The 21667-nt window shown below is 35.0% G+C and carries 19 protein-coding genes; all 19 read right to left on the minus strand.

Translation table 11 applies throughout. From position 1 onward, the window contains the following. Positions 1-33 precede the first annotated feature (33 nt). Positions 34-1368 (minus strand): type I glutamate--ammonia ligase, encoded by a 1335-nt coding sequence (gene glnA / locus ACFPM4_RS02785; RefSeq protein ID WP_144920973.1) that lies wholly within the window; start codon positions 1366-1368, stop codon positions 34-36. A 149-nt stretch (positions 1369-1517) separates the two neighbouring features. Continuing rightward, the gene (locus tag ACFPM4_RS02790) at positions 1518-2786 is read right to left on the minus strand and encodes a methionine gamma-lyase family protein (RefSeq protein WP_382347472.1); all 1269 of its coding nucleotides are present in this window, start codon (positions 2784-2786) and stop codon (positions 1518-1520) included. Between the two features lie 16 nt (positions 2787-2802). Beyond that, a complete protein-coding gene (gene hflX / locus ACFPM4_RS02795) occupies positions 2803-4053 on the minus strand; it encodes a GTPase HflX (RefSeq protein ID WP_382347475.1) in 1251 nt (416 codons plus the stop codon). A 145-nt stretch (positions 4054-4198) separates the two neighbouring features. Continuing rightward, on the minus strand, positions 4199-5137 hold the full coding sequence (spoVK, locus tag ACFPM4_RS02800) for a stage V sporulation protein K (RefSeq protein WP_144920979.1): 939 nt from the start codon (positions 5135-5137) through the stop codon (positions 4199-4201). 198 nt (positions 5138-5335) lie between these two features. Next, positions 5336-5563, minus strand: a complete 228-nt coding sequence (hfq, locus tag ACFPM4_RS02805) for an RNA chaperone Hfq (protein WP_144929104.1) — start codon at positions 5561-5563, stop codon at positions 5336-5338. A gap of 32 nt (positions 5564-5595) precedes the next feature. Beyond that, positions 5596-6558, minus strand: coding sequence for a tRNA (adenosine(37)-N6)-dimethylallyltransferase MiaA (miaA, locus tag ACFPM4_RS02810; protein WP_382348151.1), 963 nt, complete (start codon positions 6556-6558; stop codon positions 5596-5598). Between the two features lie 237 nt (positions 6559-6795). Continuing rightward, complete coding sequence (gene mutL, locus ACFPM4_RS02815; RefSeq protein ID WP_144929102.1) at positions 6796-8691, minus strand: DNA mismatch repair endonuclease MutL; 1896 nt, start codon at positions 8689-8691, stop codon at positions 6796-6798. A gap of 41 nt (positions 8692-8732) precedes the next feature. Next, positions 8733-11318, minus strand: a complete 2586-nt coding sequence (gene mutS, locus ACFPM4_RS02820; RefSeq protein ID WP_382347480.1) for a DNA mismatch repair protein MutS — start codon at positions 11316-11318, stop codon at positions 8733-8735. A 116-nt stretch (positions 11319-11434) separates the two neighbouring features. Beyond that, complete coding sequence (locus ACFPM4_RS02825; protein ID WP_144929098.1) at positions 11435-11983, minus strand: outer spore coat protein CotE; 549 nt, start codon at positions 11981-11983, stop codon at positions 11435-11437. A gap of 183 nt (positions 11984-12166) precedes the next feature. Continuing rightward, positions 12167-12595, minus strand: coding sequence for a YlbF/YmcA family competence regulator (locus ACFPM4_RS02830; RefSeq protein ID WP_144929096.1), 429 nt, complete (start codon positions 12593-12595; stop codon positions 12167-12169). 1 nt (position 12596) lies between these two features. Then, positions 12597-14138 (minus strand): tRNA (N6-isopentenyl adenosine(37)-C2)-methylthiotransferase MiaB, encoded by a 1542-nt coding sequence (gene miaB / locus ACFPM4_RS02835; RefSeq protein WP_144929094.1) that lies wholly within the window; start codon positions 14136-14138, stop codon positions 12597-12599. 194 nt (positions 14139-14332) lie between these two features. Continuing rightward, positions 14333-14503 carry a hypothetical protein gene (locus tag ACFPM4_RS02840; protein ID WP_186324613.1) on the minus strand — a complete coding sequence of 57 codons (171 nt, stop codon included), beginning with the start codon at positions 14501-14503 and terminating at the stop codon, positions 14333-14335. 123 nt (positions 14504-14626) lie between these two features. Continuing rightward, a complete protein-coding gene (locus ACFPM4_RS02845; protein WP_144919972.1) occupies positions 14627-16009 on the minus strand; it encodes a proprotein convertase P-domain-containing protein in 1383 nt (460 codons plus the stop codon). Between the two features lie 36 nt (positions 16010-16045). Next, entirely contained in the window at positions 16046-16210 is a 165-nt protein-coding gene (locus ACFPM4_RS02850; RefSeq protein WP_186324614.1) for a hypothetical protein, read from the minus strand. A gap of 100 nt (positions 16211-16310) precedes the next feature. Beyond that, complete coding sequence (locus ACFPM4_RS02855; protein WP_144919974.1) at positions 16311-16709, minus strand: alpha-helical endospore appendage domain-containing protein; 399 nt, start codon at positions 16707-16709, stop codon at positions 16311-16313. 211 nt (positions 16710-16920) lie between these two features. Then, positions 16921-17181 carry a stage V sporulation protein SpoVS gene (gene spoVS, locus ACFPM4_RS02860; protein WP_018705045.1) on the minus strand — a complete coding sequence of 87 codons (261 nt, stop codon included), beginning with the start codon at positions 17179-17181 and terminating at the stop codon, positions 16921-16923. A gap of 138 nt (positions 17182-17319) precedes the next feature. Beyond that, entirely contained in the window at positions 17320-18120 is an 801-nt protein-coding gene (locus ACFPM4_RS02865; protein ID WP_144919976.1) for a TIGR00282 family metallophosphoesterase, read from the minus strand. A 92-nt stretch (positions 18121-18212) separates the two neighbouring features. Beyond that, positions 18213-19778 carry a ribonuclease Y gene (rny, locus tag ACFPM4_RS02870; RefSeq protein ID WP_144919978.1) on the minus strand — a complete coding sequence of 522 codons (1566 nt, stop codon included), beginning with the start codon at positions 19776-19778 and terminating at the stop codon, positions 18213-18215. Positions 19779-20013: 235 nt separating this feature from the next. Then, positions 20014-21078, minus strand: a complete 1065-nt coding sequence (gene recA / locus ACFPM4_RS02875; protein WP_144919980.1) for a recombinase RecA — start codon at positions 21076-21078, stop codon at positions 20014-20016. Positions 21079-21667: the final 589 nt, after the last annotated feature.

Below are 21667 nucleotides of genomic sequence, written 5' to 3' on the forward strand. Positions count from 1 at the left end.
GGTTCAAATACAATCTTATCTAATACTCAACAATTAATATTGTTTTAAATACTGCTCTCTTTCCCAAGGATGGACTTGAGTACGGAACATATCCCATTCAATTTCTTTCGCTTCCACAAAGTTTTCAAAAATGTGATGTCCTAGCCCCGCTTTAATTACTTCATCTTCTTTTAGAGCCATAACTGCTTCGTGTAAATTAGACGGTAAATCGTGAACCCCTTCCACCATTCTTTCATGTTTGTTCATTGTATAAATATTACGATCGACTGGATGTGGAGGTGTTAATTTATCTTCAATCCCACTTAAGCCTGCTTTTAAAAGCACAGCCATTGCTAAATACGGATTTGCTGTTGGATCAACACTTCTCACTTCAATCCGTGTACTCATCCCGCGTGAAGAAGGAATCCTAATTAAAGGACTTCTATTTTGTGCAGACCATGCAATGTAACAAGGTGCCTCATAGCCAGGTACTAATCTCTTATAAGAGTTAATTGTAGGATTAGTAACAGCAGTAAATCCTGGTGCATGCTTTAGTATTCCTGCTAAGAATTGAAAAGCAGTTTCACTCATTTGTAATTTTCCGTTTTCATCATAAAAAGCATTTTCATCGTCTTTAAATAAGGACATATTAAAGTGCATACCAGACCCAGCAACTCCAAATAAAGGCTTGGGCATGAATGTTGCGTGTAGTCCGTGTTTACGTGCTATTGTTTTTACCACTAATTTAAATGTTTGAATCTGGTCGCATGCTGCAATTGCATCAGCGTATTTGAAATCAATCTCATGTTGCCCAGGTGCCTCTTCATGATGAGAAGCCTCGATTTCAAAGCCCATTTCCTCTAACTCTAGTACTATATCACGACGACAATTTTCCCCTAGATCAGTTGGAGCGAGATCAAAATATCCACCATGATCATTTAATTCTAATGTCGGGTCACCATTTTCATCTAGTTTAAATAAAAAGAATTCAGGTTCTGGTCCAAGATTAAAGCTAGAAAAACCATACCCTTCCATCTCTTTTAAGATTCTTTTTAAATTACTGCGTGGGTCTCCTGCAAATGGTTTTAAATCCGAGTTGTATACATCACAAATTAATCTTGCTACTTTCCCCTTTTCAGCAGTCCACGGAAATACTACCCATGTATCCAAATCAGGATACAAATACATATCAGATTCTTCAATCCGAACAAACCCTTCAATAGATGAACCATCAAACATCATTTTATTGTCTAATGCTTTTTCTAATTGGCTTATTGGGATCTCTACATTCTTGACAGTGCCTAAGATATCGGTAAATTGCAACCGAATAAATTTAACATTTTGTTCTTCTGCTAATTGCTTGATGCGGTCTTTCGTTAACTTACCCATTTTTTCTAAAGTCCCCCTAGTTAATTAAGTTACATCACTTCAACTTGGACTTTTATCATTTGCATTTGAAGAATGTACTTTAAGATTTTACAAAAAAATCATGAAAAAATACAGAAAAATTTTTCACATACATAAAATATATACACGAATTATATAGTAATTAAACCTTTTTCAATTAATCTATCCAATGCAGTTACAATTGCAATCTTTACATGAGCAAAAGTTAAACCTCCTTGAACATAAGCAGTATAAGGGGGTCTGATTGGTCCATCAGCAGATAGTTCAATACTTGCCCCTTGAATAAATGCTCCTGCTGCCATGATAACATCATCTTCATAACCAGGCATATAACTTGGATATGGTGTTACATATGAATCTACTGGGGAAGCAAATTGGATTGCTTGACAAAATTCTATCATCATATCAGCGTTATCAAATTGGACAGATTGAATTAAATCTGTTCTCTTATCATCCCACTTAGGTGAAGTATTTAATCCCACTTTTTCTAATAGAGCTGAAGTAAATACTGCTCCCTTTAAAGCTTGTCCTGTCACATGAGGTGCTAGGAAAAAACCTTGGTACATTTCTAATAAGCTATATAAGGAGGCTCCAGCTTCATTTCCAATTCCTGGAGAAGTCATACGATAAGAGCAGGCATCTACTAATTCTTGTTTCCCTACAATATAACCTCCAGATTTCACGATTCCTCCACCAGGATTTTTAATGAGGGAGCCAGCCATTAGGTCCGCTCCCACATGACATGGCTCAAGCTCTTCAACAAACTCCCCATAGCAATTGTCCACGAAAACTATCACATTTGGATTAATTTCTTTTACAAAATCAATCATGTCCTTTATTTCTGAAATAGTGAACGATGGTCTTGTAGCATAGCCTTTTGAACGTTGTATCCCGATCACTTTTGTATTTTCTTTTATCGCTGCTTGAACTGCTGCAAAATCAATACTACCGTTTTCCTGTAAATCTACACAATTATAATCAATGCCAAACTCTTTTAATGATCCATTATTCGTTCCTCGAATCCCTACTACTTCTTCGAGTGTATCATACGGTTTTCCGGTAATATATAATAGTTCATCTCCAGGGCGTAATACCCCAAATAATGCAATCGAAATAGCATGAGTTCCAGAAATAATTTGTGATCTAACTAAACCAGCTTCTGCTCCAAACACATCTGCATATATTTTTTCTAATGTATCTCTACCTATATCTCCATATCCATATCCTGTAGAAGGAGTAAAATATGTATCATTTACACGATGTGTTTGAAAACTTTTTAATACTCTGTATTGATTTACTTCAATCATTTTATCTATATTTCGATGAATAGTAGAAATTTGACTTTCAACTTCTTCTAACAAAGGTTGTAATTTATGATTATATTGAAATAATTGCTCCACTTCTGTCTAAACTCCTTTAAACTCCATATAACCCCAATGATCCTGTAACAGGATGGGTTGCTTTTACATATCCTTTACATTTATAAGATTGATTTTCCTCTACAAAAACTAATTCTCGCATAATTGTGTCATTTTTTAGAACGGATAATAACCTACCTTCATCAGCAGGTATTTCAACATGATAAAATTTCATATTTTGGATAGCTATTTCTTCTATTTTTCCCTTTAACTGAGATCGGTCATTATCATTTAATGCACTCATGATAATTCTATTTACTGAACTAGGTACAAAGTCTGAGTGTTTTTCATCTGCTTTATTGTACACCGTTAATTGTGGTATATGGTTCATTTCTAACTCTGCTAATAAATCATGTACTGTTCTTTCATGGTTTTCGTAATCTGGATTTGGGCTATCCACTACATGTAGTAATAAATCCGCATCACGAACTTCTTCTAGCGTGGAGCGAAATGCAGCAATAAGTGCAGTAGGAAGCTCTTGAATAAAACCAACTGTATCTGTAATAATTGCTGAATAACCACTTGGTAATACTATTTTTCTTGTCATTGGATCCAGGGTTGCAAACAACTGATTTTCTTCATATGATTCCGCTATAGATAGTCGATTAAATAAAGTTGATTTGCCCGCATTTGTATATCCAACTATTGCAATTTGAAACGTATTATTTCGTTTTCTCCTTTCTCGATAACGCTCTCGATGTTCCACAATGACTTGTAGCTGCTTTTTTATCTCATCTATTCTACGTCTTATATGCCTTCGATCTGATTCGAGTTTTGATTCACCAGGACCACGAGTACCAATCCCAGCCCCAAGACGAGACAAAGCAATACCTTGACCAGCAAGACGTGGGAGTAAATATTGTAACTGAGCTAGCTCTACTTGGAGTTTACCTTCCTTCGATTTAGCTCGTTGTGCAAAAATATCCAAAATCAATTGAGTACGATCAAGTACCCGCCCTGGCAATACTTCTTGTAAATTACGAAGCTGGCTTGGTGTTAATTCATCGTTAATGATAATGAGATCTGGCTCAAGTTCTTCGGATAATACACGTAGTTCTTCTAATTTCCCTTTACCAATATATGTTGCAGGGTGTAGCTTTTCTTGTTTTTGAGTTAATACACTAATTACCTCACCTTGTGCAGTCGATACTAATGATTTTAATTCTGATATAGAGTATTGAAAATGCTCATCAGTAACATCTAATTGGCATCCTACAAGAATTGCTGTTTCTTTTCCTTTATCCTGCAAATAGTTTCCCTTCCTTCAATTCCATTTATTTCCCATCATAACAGAAAAACTTTAATAATAAAAATGTTACTCCGTAAAGACACACATAAAAGACTGTGTAGTAAATTTATACCACACAGTCTTTTATTATGAGTTCAAGTTAGTTTTATTCCGTAAATACAAAGTCCTCGCTAATTAATGAAGTGAGAACATTTCGTTCTAAATTGTTTACTGTTAAAAGTCGCATTGCTTGAGCTCTAATAGCCTTTTCGATTATATTTCTTACATATCTACCATTTGAAAACGTGTCCCGATTTTTCCCTTTTACATATAAAAGATGATCTTTTAATTTAGACTCAGCTTCTGGAGTCAACGTATATTCTTTATCTTTTAACATTCTTTTACCTATTTCCATTAATTCATTTACCGAGTAATCTGGAAAATCAAAAACTAGAGGAAAACGGGATTGTAAGCCGGGGTTTAAGCTCAAGAAAAAATCCATCTCACGTGAATATCCTGCTAATATTAAGATGAATTCATTCTGTTTGTCTTCCATATGTTTTACAAGTGTATCTATTGCTTCTTTCCCAAAGTCCTTCTCCCCACCACGTCCAAGGGAATACGCTTCATCTACAAACAGAATTCCTCCAGCTGCTTTCTTTATCAAATCTCTTGTCTTTTGAGCAGTATGACCTATATATTCACCAACAAGATCGGCTCTTTCCGCTTCAATTAAGTGGCCTTTTGGTAGTACATCCATTTTATGAAATAACTTTCCTATTAATCGAGCAACTGAAGTCTTTCCAGTCCCTGGGTTCCCTTTAAACATCATATGGAGGACTTGTTGCCCTGGTTTCAATCCGTTTGCTTCTCTCTTTTTATTTATATAAATCCATGCATAAATTTCTTTCATCATTTTTTTAATTTGGTCCATTCCAACTAGTGCATTCATTTCTGCTTCAATTTCTTTTAAAATTGCATGTTGTTCATGCAATAAAGATTTAGATGGCATTTCAATTGTTGATTGCTTAACTTTCTCACGTTTATCTGCATTCAACATGATACTAATTTGGCCATTATTTTTCATTCTAATTGGCTCACTCATCCCAATCACCACCTTAACTTAGAAACAGTATACGCCCAGATAAAGGGATTGGTTCCGTGCGCTTACATAACATTAAAGAACCAAGTATTATCTTCCATTATATTCATGAAAATCAATACTCATTACTTCTAAGATTATAAGATAAAAGTAAAAAGGCTATCCCATGATCAAAACCTGGGATAACCTTAAAGGAAATACCTATTCTTCATAATTGATTTGCACATTTCGTTGCGGTGAAAAAGTGGAAATTGCATGTTTAAAAACTAATTGTTGTTTCCCCTCTGATTCAAACAATACCGTAAAATTATCGAACCCCTTTACAAGTCCTCGTAATTGGAATCCGTTTAATAGAAACACTGTGACTGGTATAGACTCTTTTCTTAATTGATTTAAGAACTGATCTTGAATATTGACTGGTTGTTTCATAGCACAATTGGCCTCCTCTATTATCTCTATAGTTATGTATTCGATTTTTTTTCTAGCATTCCTGCTATAAAATTAATTATTTCCTTTGTTTTTTCCATTTTCAATTCTTCCCCAACATCTGTCATATCAAACCATGAAACATCCATTTTATTTCTAAACCAAGTTAATTGTCTTTTAGCAAAGTTTCTTGAGTTTTTCTTTAGTAACTCCACTGCTTCTTGGAGTGAATAATGACCATCGAGATAACCAAATAGTTCATTATACCCAATCGCTTTTATAGACTGTGCTTCTCTATCTAAACCAGAATTATAAAGGCTTTTCACTTCCTCCAGTAGTCCTTGTTTCATCATTAAATCCACACGTTTATTAATCCGCTCATATAATTTTTCTCTATCCATCGTAAGACCTATGAGGGCAGTTTGATATAGCATGGAGCTTTTTTGAGTTGATTGTATTTCTGACATTGTTTTCCCAGTCGTATAATAAACTTCTAATGCCCGAATAACCCTTCGACTATTATTTGGATGGATATTACTTGCAGTTTTAGGATCTATCTTTTGTAGCTGTTCATACAACTGCATCGTTTCACCTTTTTGAACTCTATCTTCCAATTGTATCCTAATTTTCTCATTTTTAGGTTCATCTGAAAACTGATAATCATATAGAACTGCTTGAATATAAAGTCCTGTACCACCAACGATTATAGGCTGGTGACCACGAGTAATAATCTCTTTAATTTTTATCCGTACAAGTTGCTGAAATTCAGCAACAGAAAAAGGCTCATCTGGGTCTTTTATATCAATTAAATGATGAGGTACACCATCCATTTCTTCTTTATTAATTTTAGCTGTACCAATATCCATCCCTCGATAAATTTGCATGGAATCACCGCTAACAATTTCACCATTAAAAGCTTTAGCGATTTCGATGCTTAATTCAGTTTTACCTACCGCGGTCGGCCCTACAAGCACGATCAATTTATCATTATCACTCAACTTTTTCACTGCTTTCTTCGTAATCTCATACATAAATGTTAACATAGTTTATATAAAAACAGAAATCATCAGTAAGTTTACATAATATAATTATAGTCAATATTATTAACTAAAAAAAGCTATCCTAAAGTCCGTATACGGAACTTTTAGGTAGCTTCTAAATCAATATATTGTTGACGAATAAAGGAATTTTAAAATATAAAGAAAAAATAATATAATCAAGTAAAACACATTATCTTACATTATCCGTTTAAACATCTTCTCCATTTCATAAGTAGAGATGTGGACAATAATTGGCCTTCCATGTGGACATGTAAATGGGTCTTCCGTTCTTCTAAGTTCATTTAGTAGCTCTTGGATTTCATCATTTCGCAAATGTTGATTTGCTTTTATGGAAGCTTTACAACTCATCATGATAGCTGCTTCTTCATTTAATTTTTTTATATCAATTTTCTTCATTGTCAAAAGCTGTTCAATTAATTCCTCAATCGTTTCCTTTTCGAAGCCTTTAGGGAACCAAATTGGATGAGACCTTACGATAAAGCTGTTTATTCCGAACTCTTCGAGGAATACTCCTATTCGTTCCAGTTCTTGTTTATATTCTATTATTTTAATGTATTCATCAGATGAGAACTCCAATGTTAATGGCACAAGTAACTCTTGTAATTCATTTGAGACTTGTCCTACTTTTTCTCTGTAATACTCGTATTTTATTCGCTCCTGGGCTGCATGTTGGTCAATCATATACAATCCTAGCTCATTTTGAGCAAAGATATATGTTCCATGCATTTGGCCAATTGGATATAGAGGTGGAACTCTATTATTTTTTTCTGATGAGGCATGTATATTCTTTTCTTCTATTTTGGTATCTTCTATTATTCTATCTTCAATTTCTCTCTCTTGTATATTTGATGTTTCTAAATTTGATTCATTTGCTATAAAACCAGAAGAATTATCTATATTTATTTCTGGTTCATACATTTTTTTCGTTTCTTCATTAGCTGACAATGTCTCTTTTTGAAAAGAAGGTGACATTTTGCTTTTTAATGGCTGCTTTATTGAATAGTTACTATTTTCAAGTTGTAATGTGGTTTGTTCAGAAACTGTTTTTTTCGTCTCTTTTGGTGTTAAAGCAGAAGGTATCAATACTTGCTTTTGTAATAATTCCTTAATTGCTGCCGTTATTTGCTCATTCAATTCGGCTTCTTTACTTAATCGAACTTCCATTTTAGCAGGATGGACATTTACATCTACTAATATAGGATCCATTTCAATTGATAATAGGACAATAGGATAACGGTTTATAGGTAAAAGCGTATGGTAACCTTCCATAATCGCTCTCATTAGTGAGTAATTTTTAATAAAACGATGATTTACCATAGTTGACATATAGCTTCTTGACGCACGTGTAACCTCAGGCAAGGAGATAAATCCAGAAACTTTAAAATCAAGAGTCTGCGAATTTATCGGAATCATCTTCTTGGCTATTTGTAAGCCATAAATTGCAGCTAGCACTTGGCGGACATCGTTATTACCATTTGTATGGAGAATGGTTCTATCGTTATGACGTAACCTAATGGATACGTTAGGATTTGCAAGTGCTAGGCGATTTACAATATCAGAAATATGCCCAATCTCTGTATGGATTGTTTTCAAATATTTTAATCTGGCAGGTGTATTGAAAAATAAATTTTGAACTGTAATATCCGTTCCTTTTCTAGCTGGAGCTTTTCCGTGTTCTATAATTTTTCCACCTTCAATTAAAACCCTAGTACCTTCTTGACCTGATTTCGCTGTAATTATCTCAAGTTGTGAAACAGAGGCAATACTAGGTAGTGCCTCTCCTCTAAATCCCAATGTCCTAATTCGAAATAGATCATTCTCATCTTTTATTTTACTTGTAGCATGTCGCTTGAATGCTACTAACACGTCCTCTTCACCAATACCATTTCCATTATCGATTACCCTTATTTTATTTAAGCCTGCTTCTTCAATATCTATTTCTATGACGGTACTATTTGCATCAATTGCATTTTCAACTAATTCTTTTACAACAGAAGCTGGTCTCTCCACCACTTCTCCGGCTGCAATTTTATTAGACAATGCATCACTTAGTTCTATAATCTCGCGCAATGTGTAGTACCCCCTTCAATTCAAAATATAAATCACTTAGATTACTTTAATCGCTTTTGTATCTCATAGAGTTGATTTAAAGCTTGAAGTGGATTCATTTCTAATAGGTCTAATGCTCGAATATCTTCAAGTACTTTTTGTTCTTTACTACTGGACTTATTTTTTTTACTGTTATTTTCAGCATCAGCAAATAAAGCTAATTGTTCATTCAACTGTGGTTCTTCCATGACCACTGCTTTTTCTTTTGTTGTTGAGTTTTCCAAATTAGACAATATTGCTGAAGCACGAGTAATTAAATCTTTTGGAAGCTCTGCTAATTCGGCAACATGTATACCATAACTTTTATCAGCAGGGCCATCCTTAACTTTATGAAGGAAGACTAATTTCCCTTGTTGTTCAATGGCACTAACATGAATATTCTTTAGCTTCGTTAAGTTCGATTCTAAAGATGTAAGTTCGTGATAATGAGTGGAGAAAAGTGTCTTCGCTCCAATTCTATCGTGAATATATTCGATTATCGCTTGAGCCAAGGCCATTCCATCATAAGTGGAGGTTCCACGACCGATTTCATCAAATAATATTAAACTATCAGAAGTTGCATTTGTTATAGCATTTTTTGCTTCCAACATTTCTACCATAAAAGTACTTTGACCAGAGATTAAATCATCAGCTGCCCCGATTCTTGTAAAAACTTGATCAAAAATAGAAATATCTGCTTTTTCTGCAGGTACAAAGCAACCCATTTGGGCCATAATTGCTGTTAATGCGATTTGTCTCATATACGTACTTTTACCAGACATATTTGGTCCCGTAATGATTACCATTTCTTTCTCTGCATTCAAAAAGCAATCATTTGGAACATATTGTTGTGAACCCATTACTTTTTCTACAACTGGATGACGTCCTTCCTTCAAGACCATTTTTCGCTCTGAATTAAAAGTTGGTCTCACATAATGGTATGTTTCACTAACAGTTGCAAAGCTCTGAATTACATCTAACTCGCTAATAACTTTAGCAGTACGCTGAATTCTAGGTATATACTCCTTCACCATTTCACGAATATCCATAAACAACTGATATTCAAGCTCCACACTTTTTTCTTCCGCCTCAAGTATAAGTGCTTCTTTCTCTTTCAATTCAGGTGTTATATATCTTTCTGCATTCGCTAATGTTTGTTTTCGATCATATCGACCATCCTCAAGTAGGTGAACATTCGCTTTCGTTACTTCAATATAGTATCCAAACACGCGATTATAACCAACTTTGAGTGACTTAATGCCTGTCCTTTTTCTTTCATCTTGTTCAAGTTCTGCAATCCAATTCTTACCATTGCGGCTTGCATCTCTATACATGTCTAAATCAGGATGATATCCATCCTTAATAATCCCACCTTCTTTAACCGAAAGTGGAGGATTATCCATAATTGCTTTTTCTAACAGGTGTGTCAAATCTTCACATGGGTCTAGATTTGCTGCTATTTTTTCTGTTTGCTCATGAGGTATACGTTCAACTAAGTGAATGATTGGTTGAATCTGTAATAGTGATTTTTTTAATTGGATAAAATCACGGGCATTTGCATTACCGAAAGCAACACGACCAGAAAGTCGCTCTAAATCATAGACACCTTTTAATAACTCACGAAGTTCTTGTCTTTCAAAGTAGTGATTTAATAATAGCTCCACTAAATCAAGACGCTTATTAATTTGCTCATTATTAATTAGTGGACGATCAATCCAATGCTTTAGCGTTCTTCCACCCATCGCTGTTGCTGTCTCATCCAATAACCATAGTAATGTTCCTTTTTTACCTTTTCCTCGAATAGATTCTGTTAATTCAAGATTGCGTTTGGAGTAAAAATCAATTTTCATATATTGGTTTAATTCATACGTTGAAAAAGGTTGTAAATGATCTAGGCTTCTTTTTTGAGTTCTATTTAAATAATGAAGTAGTCTTAGCGCAGCATGTCGAAGCTCATCCTCATTTATTGTAGCTATTAACCTTTTAAATTGTACTTCTAATTGAGTATTCGCTTCTAATGAAACAATGATATTACATCTTTCTTTTAGATACTTTAATACTTCTTTATTAAAATCAGGATCAATTATTATTTCTTTTGCTCCTATAGTTGTTAATTCATTTAAAAGTAATTCTTTGGAGCCATCTAATATAGCAGCTTTGCTCTCTCCTGTTGAGAGGTCACTATAACTAATTGCAAAACAGAGGTCATTAATCATCGAGATGGACATTAGATAATTATTCTCTTTTTCTTGCAGACCTTTTCCTTCCATTACCGTTCCCGGAGTAATTAACTGAACTACTTCTCTCTTAACGACACCTTTTGCTTGTTTAGGATCTTCAGTCTGTTCGCATATAGCTACCTTATAGCCGTTATCAATTAAGCGTTCAATATAACCTGACGCAGAATGGTATGGAACACCACACATAGGAATACGCTCCTTTGTTCCACCATCTCTACTAGTTAACGTAATTTCTAATACTTGTGATGCTTTTATAGCATCTTCAAAGAACATTTCATAAAAATCTCCTAAGCGAAAAAACAAAAAGGCATCTTCATATTCTGCCTTTATACGTAAATATTGTTGAATCATTGGCGTGTATTGAACCATGTATATAATTTCCTTTCCGTTCCTAAACTCTATCCAATTAAGTATAACATATCTATTTGTTTCACTTCATTTGTAAAAGAATAGAAAAAAACCGGGAAGATGATACTCCCCGGTGATTAATCTTTATCATGGTCTGTTAAAAAGTCTGGATTAATTTCATCTAACTCATTTTCGTCGAATTCTTCTCCCCACTCGTCATCATCATCACAAGGGCACTCACCATCATGAACTGCTACACATACTTTTGTTTCTCCAATTACTTCAACTTTAAATTCTCTTTCTGTGGAAACGAGAATTTTGTTTCCTTTTTTAGAAATGACTGCCTCGACGCAATTAGGCTGTTGAATAACATTTGCACTAACATCTTTATCATCTAAACAATCTGGATCGCGGTAGTGGAGTTTGATTATATCCTTGTATTCTACTTTCTCTGTTACGACAGATGTTTTAGTGTTATCGTGGTGAGAATACCAAACATTGACGTCATATGAGCCGCAAATCTCAACTTTTTTGCCAACCTTACGAGCATCATACTTATGATTGATAACCCAGCAACCTAATATGCTCGAAGGTTGATGCTGTGGAGTAATTGCATTATTAGCTTTTGTATACTTACGCCCTTTTGCAACAACTGCCTTTGTAATTATTTCTCTATATTCTGCCATTCGAGCGAAACCTCCTCATTCATTTTCCCTTCATCGTATGCATTTGTCTAGACTAGTGTGCTTATTTCCTAAAAGCAAAGTAATAGGTGTTTGTCACTGCAATATTATATGTTTTGAGAAGAAATATGGGCATGTACAATCAAAAAAAACGCTACCCTAAACAGGATAGCGTTACATTCTTATTTATTGGCAACTAGACGGATTATTCTTAAGTTGAGAACCTGTTTCACCAGTTAACAGATCTCCACCAGTAGAAATTAGAATTTCATCTGTTACTTTATTTGAAATTGCAGAAGATACAAGTTGAAGTAAATTATTCACTTCAATTTGAGATTGTTTAAATTCTTGAACAATTGGAATTTCATCTAGTTCTGCTTCCAATTTTTCTAATTTTTCCTCCGTTAATTGAAGTGCACGTTCTTTTCCATAATGCTGAAAATTAATCGCTTGTTTTTGTAAACTTTTAATACTTGCAATTAACTCTCTAACAGTTTGGTTTTCATTTATTTGTGCTTCAGCTCGTTTAAAAAAGTCTACCTCTTCTGTTTCTGCAATCATTTTTGCAAGTTCATGAGTATGTTTTAGAATATCGTCTTTTGTATATTTCCCCATTTTATATCACCTCAGCTGTTTCTTCCTCTTTTACCATTTCCCCATCTAATGTCCATGTTTTAGAGCTATTAATTTTAACCTTTACTAATTGACCAATCGCTGATTTAGGACCTTTAAAGTTAACTAATTTATTTTTTCTAGTATAGCCAGCTAGAACATCCGGGTTATTCTTACTTTCACCTTCTACTAGTACTTCCACAACTTGACCTTCATATTTCTTCATTGCTTCACGTGATAATTCATTCACTAGTTCATTTAAGCGTTGCAAGCGTTCCTTTTTAACTTCCATTGAGATATTATCTTTCATTTTTGCTGCAGGCGTACCTTCCCTAGGTGAGTAAATAAATGTGTATGCAATCTCGAATCCAACTTCACGATATAGTGACATTGTCTCTTCGAATTGCTCATCTGTCTCATTTGGGAAACCTACAATAATATCCGTAGACAAGGAAACATCTGGAATCGCCTTTTTAATTTTTCTTACTAATTCTAAATATTGTTCACGTGTATATTTACGTCCCATAATTTTCAAAATATCACTTGAACCAGATTGTACTGGTAAATGTATATGTTCTACCAGATTCCCTTTCTTAGCAAGTACTTCAATAAGGTAATCATCAAAGTCACGTGGATGACTAGTTGTAAAACGAATTCTAGGAATATCAATTTTTCTAAGTTCATCCATTAAATCGCCTAAACCGTACTCAATATCTTCAAAGTCCTTACCATATGCATTAACATTTTGACCTAATAGTGTGATTTCTTTATACCCGTGTGCCGCAAGCTGGCGAACTTCTTGAATAATATCTTCCGGTCGTCTGCTTCTTTCTTTACCGCGAGTAAATGGTACGATACAATACGTACAAAACTTGTCACAACCATACATTATATTGACCCATGCTTTGATGTTACCACGGCGAACTTTTGGTAAGTTTTCAATAACATCGCCTTCTTTGGACCAAACCTCAACTACCATTTCTTTCGACATATATGCTTCATTTAAAATTTCAGGTAGTCTATGAATATTGTGAGTTCCAAAGATCATATCTACAAATTGATGTTTTTCTAAAATACGATTGACGACTGATTCTTCTTGAGACATACATCCACATACGCCAATTAATAAATCGGGCTTTTCCAACTTTAAAGGTTTTAAATGACCCAATTCACCAAAAACCTTATTTTCAGCATTTTCTCTGATTGCACATGTATTTAATAAAATAACATCTGCATCCTCAACTGTATCTGTTGCTTCATAGCCTAATTCACTAAATATACCAGCCATAACTTCTGTATCATGTTCATTCATTTGGCAACCGTATGTACGAATATAAAACTTCCGTCCATTCCCTATTCCATCAAATTGCTCATTTATTTCAAAGTCTTTATGATATTTAACCTCTTCACGTCCACGTCTTCTTGCATGTTTCATGGACGGCGGAATATATACGGACTGAAAATATTTACTGTAGTCTTTTTCTTCTTTCTTATCTGTATTATTAGAGTTTACTTGTTGACTTTCTAAACGTTGTTTCTCGTTCATGAAAATCCCCTTCCTTTATTTATAACATTTCCAATATTTTATAATGTTTTATTAAAATAGCTCTTTTCCATTCCATCCTTCTAGTATATAACCTTTTATTTTCGAATACAACAGATGCTCCTTTTTGTAGTAATATTTTCAAAAATGCTAAAAAAAAATGCCACACAATATAGTGGATTGTGGCATTAGCAAATTTACTTTATTTCATCCAGTAAGGTGGATAATATTATCTCTTTCTTTATCATTAATTTCGTAAAGTTCTCGACATTTTCTGGGGTTCCAGTTTGCGAAACTGCATTTAGAGCATTAGCCAACGATTTTTCTAAATGAGTGACAGCCTGAATAAATTCCTGCTTTCTTGACATATTGATATTCTCCTTTAGATGAACAGTTTTTACTTAATTTGCATACAATGCTAGTAATTAATGGGTGTTTTACCCTTTGAGTATGCACTAAGGCAGCTCAAAAAAGCTGCCTCTTATAATATATTAATTAGGACCAACGTTTTCTGAACAATCTCCGATGAACGTACGTGCAGATACTGGTGCAGTGAAAGTGGTAAAGAAAGTCGTGCTCTCATCAAAACTCGTAGCATTAATTACCCATGTACCAGTACCATTTTGGTTATCTGTGAATTCTATAGAAACATTAAAATCTCCTGAAAGTAGGTTTCCAGTTGCTTGTGCAGTTCCTAATAAGTTGGCTTCTGTTCCATCAACACAAGATATCAATGTTCGTCTTCCTTGAGTAAAGTTTATTGTTGTACCATTATCTCCGAAATTAATATTAAATTGGTCTACACTTGGATTACACATGCGCGCTCCTGTAAAGCATTGTTCTGCCGATACATTAATTGTACCTGTGAAGCTACTATTAGGTTGGCTAGGTTGCGATACAAAAACGGTTGTTGGGGCACTATTCCCTTGAATACCTAAGCGGAATTTACATGGACATTCATCACCATTGCCACCATTTCCGTTGCCGTTGCCGTTTTCATCAATTTCTTCAACAATCATAAGGAGCAATAATTCCTTATTAATCAACAACTTTAGGAATCTTTCAATTTGATTTGGATTACCAGCATCAAGAATTACTTGAAATGCTCTCGATAATTCAGATTCTAAATGAAATACAGCTGAATTAATATCATCAGGTTCTACTTGATCTACACCAGGTGCTGGTTCTTGAACTCCAACACAAGGGTTTGTCGTAATTGTTAAATCCCAACCTTCGGCAATGCTTCCATTATCAAAAGCAGAATCATCGAATACATATAAACTCCACGTTCCATTTGGATCTGTACCATTAAATACACTAAGCGTGGATCCATATGGTGGTCCAGGAGCAGGGGCAGGAAATACTTCTACACCTTCATAATTTGTTGGTTTGTACGTGCCAGATACAATTCCGCTTGAATCTGGCAAAAAGTCAGCTGCATTATCATCAAATTCTAACGTAACATTATTAATATTGGTGGAACCACCAGCGTCAGACATTAGTACGACACTTTGTCCTTGTGGTCCAACGAGTAATATGTCCAAATCATCTGGCCAAGTATGAGTTAATCCATATAAAGTGACTGTTACATGTCTTACAGCTCCATCTAAATCTGACACCGTTATATTGGAAGGGTAAGGGGTTGCTGGCCCTTCTGCATTTCCATTAATTATAATCTCATCAGGATTCTCAAAAGTTGTGTCTTCTGCGTCACAAAGTTCGTCGATAAGTGCCTCAATTAATTTTTCCTTTAATATGATTAAATCTCCAACTCTTTCGATTTGATCAAGGTCACCGTTTTCTCTTACAATTCGCATAGCTTCTCCGAATTGCGTCTCCAACGCTGCAATCGTATTTTCAAAACTATTTGGCATTTACTATTTTCTCCTTTCTTTCATAAAATATTGGACTTAAAATCTATTAACATCCATGATGATTAATTTGAGCACAATTTCTTTCTTAATGAGCAAGCGAACAAATCTTTCGATTCTATCTGGATCTGCATCATCTATAATTGCACTCAAAGCATTCGTTAATTCCGTTTCTAAATCAACAACAGCATCAGCAAATGGCATTTTTCATCATTCTCCTTTCTTCTTCCTACAATCAATTTATTCGACATTTTTCTTTCCGTAATGTGCGATACAATCAATTTATTTAAAATAAGGATTTAGACTAGCTTTGCTCTGAAAAACGTTTTTCTCTCCTTTTTCTTCTTCTACAGTGATAGCAATTACAGTATTTATCACATTTCCGCTTTGGTAATTCTTTCTTACACCTACATTTGCATTTGCAATCATCATGACAATCATGATCATCACATTTTTCTGGACATTTTTTTATTTCGTCTAAAAGAAACTCGAGTATTATTTCCTTTTTAATTACAAGCTTTAAAATATGCTCTAAATTCTCATTAAAATGTCTTAATTCTTCCGCTGTAAATCGGTCTTTATTTTGCCTAAGCACTTCTGCTTCTTCGTTAATAATATTTGCAAATGCATGTTCTAATTCAATAAGCGATCTTATGAAATCATCTACATTTTCATGGTGATTATCCTGCATTAACAAGTCCATATTCGCACCTCTCCTTATATTGATTATGTATTTTATGCGACGTCCTAAAAATTGTTTAGGTATACATCTTTACAATGAGGATTATAGTTATATAACTACTATCTTCCTTGTTAAAAGAACAAAAAAAAGAGATGCTTTGGAAACATACCCAAAAACATCTCATTATCTAAATAAAACAACTTTTTCTATTAAATTCATCACGCTATTCTTTCTATCTAGGTTCAACAATCAGCTTTATGGCTGTCCGTTCCTCACCATCAATTAAAATATCAGTAAAAGCAGGTATACAAATGAGATCAACACCACCAGGGGCGACAAATCCTCTTGCGATTGCTACTGCTTTCACTGCTTGATTTAATGCTCCTGCGCCGATTGCCTGAATTTCTGCACCGCCTCTTTCACGGAGAACACCTGCTAGCGCACCCGCCACGGAATTAGGATTGGATTTTGCTGAAACTTTTAATATCTCCATTTCTTGTTCCTCCTTGTCATTTCCCCATAGCGATTGTCCTTTTTATCACAACCGCAGTAAACCCTTCCAATGCTACTATATTCAGGAGAAATGGGAACTATTCCGGATTGTCCAAAACTAAAAATGGCGAATGATGTATTATTCATCTAGAAAGGGTTGGTCATCATTAATTAATATTGGTTTTATACTTTTTGCCTTTCCACTAACATCATCAGCAATAATTAGACAAGCACTTAACTGTTTCCTTCCACTTTTCGGAACCTCAAATCGAGCTGGCAATGATGTTAGAAACTTATGTAGCACTGCCTCTCGTTCCATTCCTAATATTCCATCATATGGTCCAGTCATTCCTACATCTGTCATATACGCTGTCCCATTAGGTAAAATACGATTATCTGCAGTTTGAACATGAGTGTGTGTCCCTACAACAGCAGTTACCTTTCCGTCTAAATACCATCCCATCGCTTGTTTTTCACTAGTCGCTTCTGCATGAAAATCAACAAAGATAATATTTGTACGTTTTTTCGCTATTGCAATTAATTCATCTGCTTTTTTAAACGGACAATCTAGTGGAGGCATAAAAGTTCTGCCTTGTAAATTGATGACCGCAATTTCTTGGGTATTCATTTTTATAAATACTAATCCTGTCCCAGGTGTATCTTCAGGAAAATTTGCAGGTCGAGCCATATATTTGGCATCATCAATAAATTCAAAAATACCTTTATTATCCCAAGCGTGATTGCCTAACGTAATAGCGTTTGCTCCTGCTTCTAAAAATTGTTTGTAAATCGCCTCTGTAATTCCTCTTCCACCAGCTGCATTTTCACCATTTACGATTGTAATGTGTGGGCGATATCTTCTTTTCATTTTCGGTAAATATTCTTTTATCATATCTCTACCTGGTGACCCGACAACATCCCCAACAAATAAAATGTCCATATTAATTCCTTTCTAACAATAGATATATTATTATTCCAGTTCATTTTACCATTAATTTAAGACACAAAAAAAGTGGTGAGAATTACACCACTTTATTTTGCATATTCAACTGCTCTTGTTTCACGAATTACAGTTACTTTAATATGGCCTGGATAATCTAAGTCATTTTCAATTCGCTTACGAATATCTCTCGCAAGTTTATGAGATTCTAGGTCATTGATTTGTTCTGGCTTAACAATGACACGAACTTCTCTACCCGCTTGGATAGCAAACGATTTTTCAACACCATCATAAGACTCAGAAATTTCTTCCAATTTTTCTAATCGTCGAATATAGTTTTCTAGTGTTTCACTTCGAGCACCTGGTCTTGCTGCAGATAATGCATCAGCAGCAGCTACTAGGACAGAAATAGTGGAAGTTGGTTCTGTGTCTCCATGGTGAGACGCAATACTGTTAATGACCACTTCATGTTCTTTATACTTGGTCGCAAGCTCAATTCCAATTTCTACGTGACTTCCTTCTACTTCGTGATCAATTGCTTTACCAATATCATGAAGTAAGCCAGCACGGCGGGCAAGCGTTTCATCCTCACCTAGCTCAGCAGCTAATAATCCAGAAAGGAATGCCACTTCCATTGAATGCTTGAGAACATTTTGACCATAACTTGTCCGATATTTTAGGCGACCGAGTATTTTGATTAAATCAGGATGTAAACCATGAACTCCAACTTCAAATGTTGTTTGTTCTCCAACTTCCCTAATATATTCATCTACTTCACGGCGCGCTTTATCGACCATCTCTTCAATTCGAGCAGGATGGATGCGACCATCTTGAACAAGTTTTTCTAAAGCGATTCGAGCGGTTTCGCGTCTAATCGGATCAAATCCAGATAGGATAACTGCTTCTGGTGTATCGTCAATGATGAGATCAATCCCTGTTAATGTTTCGAGAGTACGAATATTTCTACCTTCACGACCAATGATACGACCTTTCATTTCATCATTAGGTAGTGTTACAACAGAAACGGTTGTCTCAGCAACATGTTCCGCTGCACAACGTTGGATGGCAAGAGAAAGAATATTCTTCGCTTTTTTATCAGCTTCTTCTTTCGCACGCATTTCGCTCTCTTTCACCATTAATGCAGTTTCATGGGCTAGTTCATTTTCAACGCCTGACAAAATAATTGCTTTCGCTTCATCACGAGTCAGACCTGAAATTCTTTCAAGCTCTTGTGTTTGTTTGCGGATCATCTCATCCACTTTGCTTTCCATCTCTTCAATATGTTGTTGTTTTTCATTTATTGCTGCTTCCTTCTTTTCAAGCTGACTCTCCCGCTTGTCCAGAGTCTCGTCTTTTCGGTCGAGGTTTTCCTCCTTTTGCAATAAGCGATTTTCTTGTTTTTGCAATTCGGTTCTTCTTTCCCGAAGTTCACGTTCAGTTTCAATACGAAGTTTATGATTTTCATCCTTCGCTTCCAACAGGGCTTCTTTCTTTAATGCCTCTGCATCCCGTTCAGCATTTTTGATGATTTGTTCCGCTTCAGAATGTGCGCCTGTTATTTTCACTTTAGCAACTTTTTTCATTATGAAATAGCCAACAACTACACAGACGATAAGGATAGCTAAAATGGAGATGAGTATGATATTTAAAGTATCCATAAGTTCACCCCCTCTTGCTATTAACTTGTATCATGCTTCTAACATGTCGGCTGGTACATTGGTACATTTTTACATAGGTTTCAATATACAGAGCCAAGCTCAAAAATTTTCAAGTGAAAAAATGTAAAATATACATACTAATTTTATATTTGTGGCGTTTTATTGTCAAGAGATGGTCAATATTGAAAGAAAAAAATAAAGCAAAGCCAATCTGGCCTTGCTTCTGTTGCTTTACTTATTCATCTAATAAACTGAATTCTTCTTCAAAGTTGTCTTTAAATTCTTCCTCAGCTTCTAAAGGGGCTACTTTCTCTCCATCTAATCCGTAATGTTCACGAATCTTGAGCATAATTTCATTTCGGATTTCAGGGTTTTCTTTAAGGAATTGTTTAGCATTTTCACGGCCTTGTCCAATTCGTTCTTCATTATATGAGTACCATGAACCACTTTTTTGCATAATGTCTAACTCAGAACCCATATCAACTATTTCACCTTCTCGTGAAATACCTTCACCATACATAATATCGACTTCTGCAACACGGAAAGGTGGTGCTACTTTATTCTTTACAACTTTTACTTTTGTTTTGTTACCTACAATGTCTTGACCTTGTTTTAATTGCTCAGCACGGCGTACTTCCAATCTTACAGAAGAATAGAATTTCAATGCACGACCACCTGGTGTTGTCTCAGGGTTTCCGAACATAACACCGACTTTTTCACGAATTTGATTAATGAAAATAGCGATTGTATTTGATTTATTAATTGCGCCTGAAAGCTTACGTAGTGCTTGGGACATTAAGCGTGCTTGAAGTCCTACATGGGCATCTCCCATTTCCCCTTCAATCTCCGCTTTTGGCACTAAAGCAGCAACTGAATCGATAACAATGATTTCGATTGCTCCACTACGAACTAATGCTTCTGCAATTTCAAGTGCTTGCTCACCAGTGTCAGGTTGAGAAAGTAACAATTCATCAATATTAACACCTAATTTTTGCGCATATACTGGATCAAGAGCATGCTCTGCATCTATAAATGCTGCTTGTCCACCTTTTGCCTGAACTTCTGCAATAGCATGGAGTGCAACTGTTGTTTTACCAGAACTTTCTGGTCCATAGATTTCTATTACTCTACCTCTTGGGTATCCACCCACTCCTAAAGCTATATCCAATGCTAAAGATCCACTAGGAACGGTAGATATCTTTCTATCTGTTTGCTCTCCTAATTTCATAATTGAACCTTTACCAAATTGTTTTTCAATTTGTTTTAACGCCATATCTAAGGCTTTTTGACGATCACTCACACAAGTTCCTCCTTGAAAATCATATATTCTATATTGTAATATGCATTTCATATCAAAAGCTAACTTTAGTATACAGGTTTTCTTATCATTTGCCAAGCAAAAAGCGAACATTTATTCGTTAATTTTTCTACCAATATTTATAGCAAAAAATGAAACTTTCACTAGACTAAAATTGAAGATTAAGAGACATTTTATATGGGAAAATTGATTTTTCATGAATTTTTTTTTTATAAAAATATCTTTTAGAATTAATTCCCTTTTCATTCATGCATTAAGCTAAAGTAAGTAAATTGGTACATAAAAAAGAATGGGACATAAGAATAAATATAAAAAACCGAACTACCAATTTATAATCAAGATAGTTCGGTTTGATATTCAGCCTTAAAATAATGTTCGCACTGGGTGGTACTGTCTGACATACGATTATATAGTTTTTAGCGGAGAAAATACACGAAGACTCCTGCGGGATGTACGGTAGCCGGAAGACCCCACAGGCGCACAAGCGCCGAGGAGGCTTCCGAACCTTGTCTAGTTCAGGCTCCTAGTGGCTAGTGAATTTTCGGTCACTTCCCTACGATAAGTCATCATC

The organism is Lederbergia graminis (assembly GCF_042655485.1).
Classification (GTDB): domain Bacteria; phylum Bacillota; class Bacilli; order Bacillales; family Bacillaceae_C; genus Lederbergia; species Lederbergia graminis.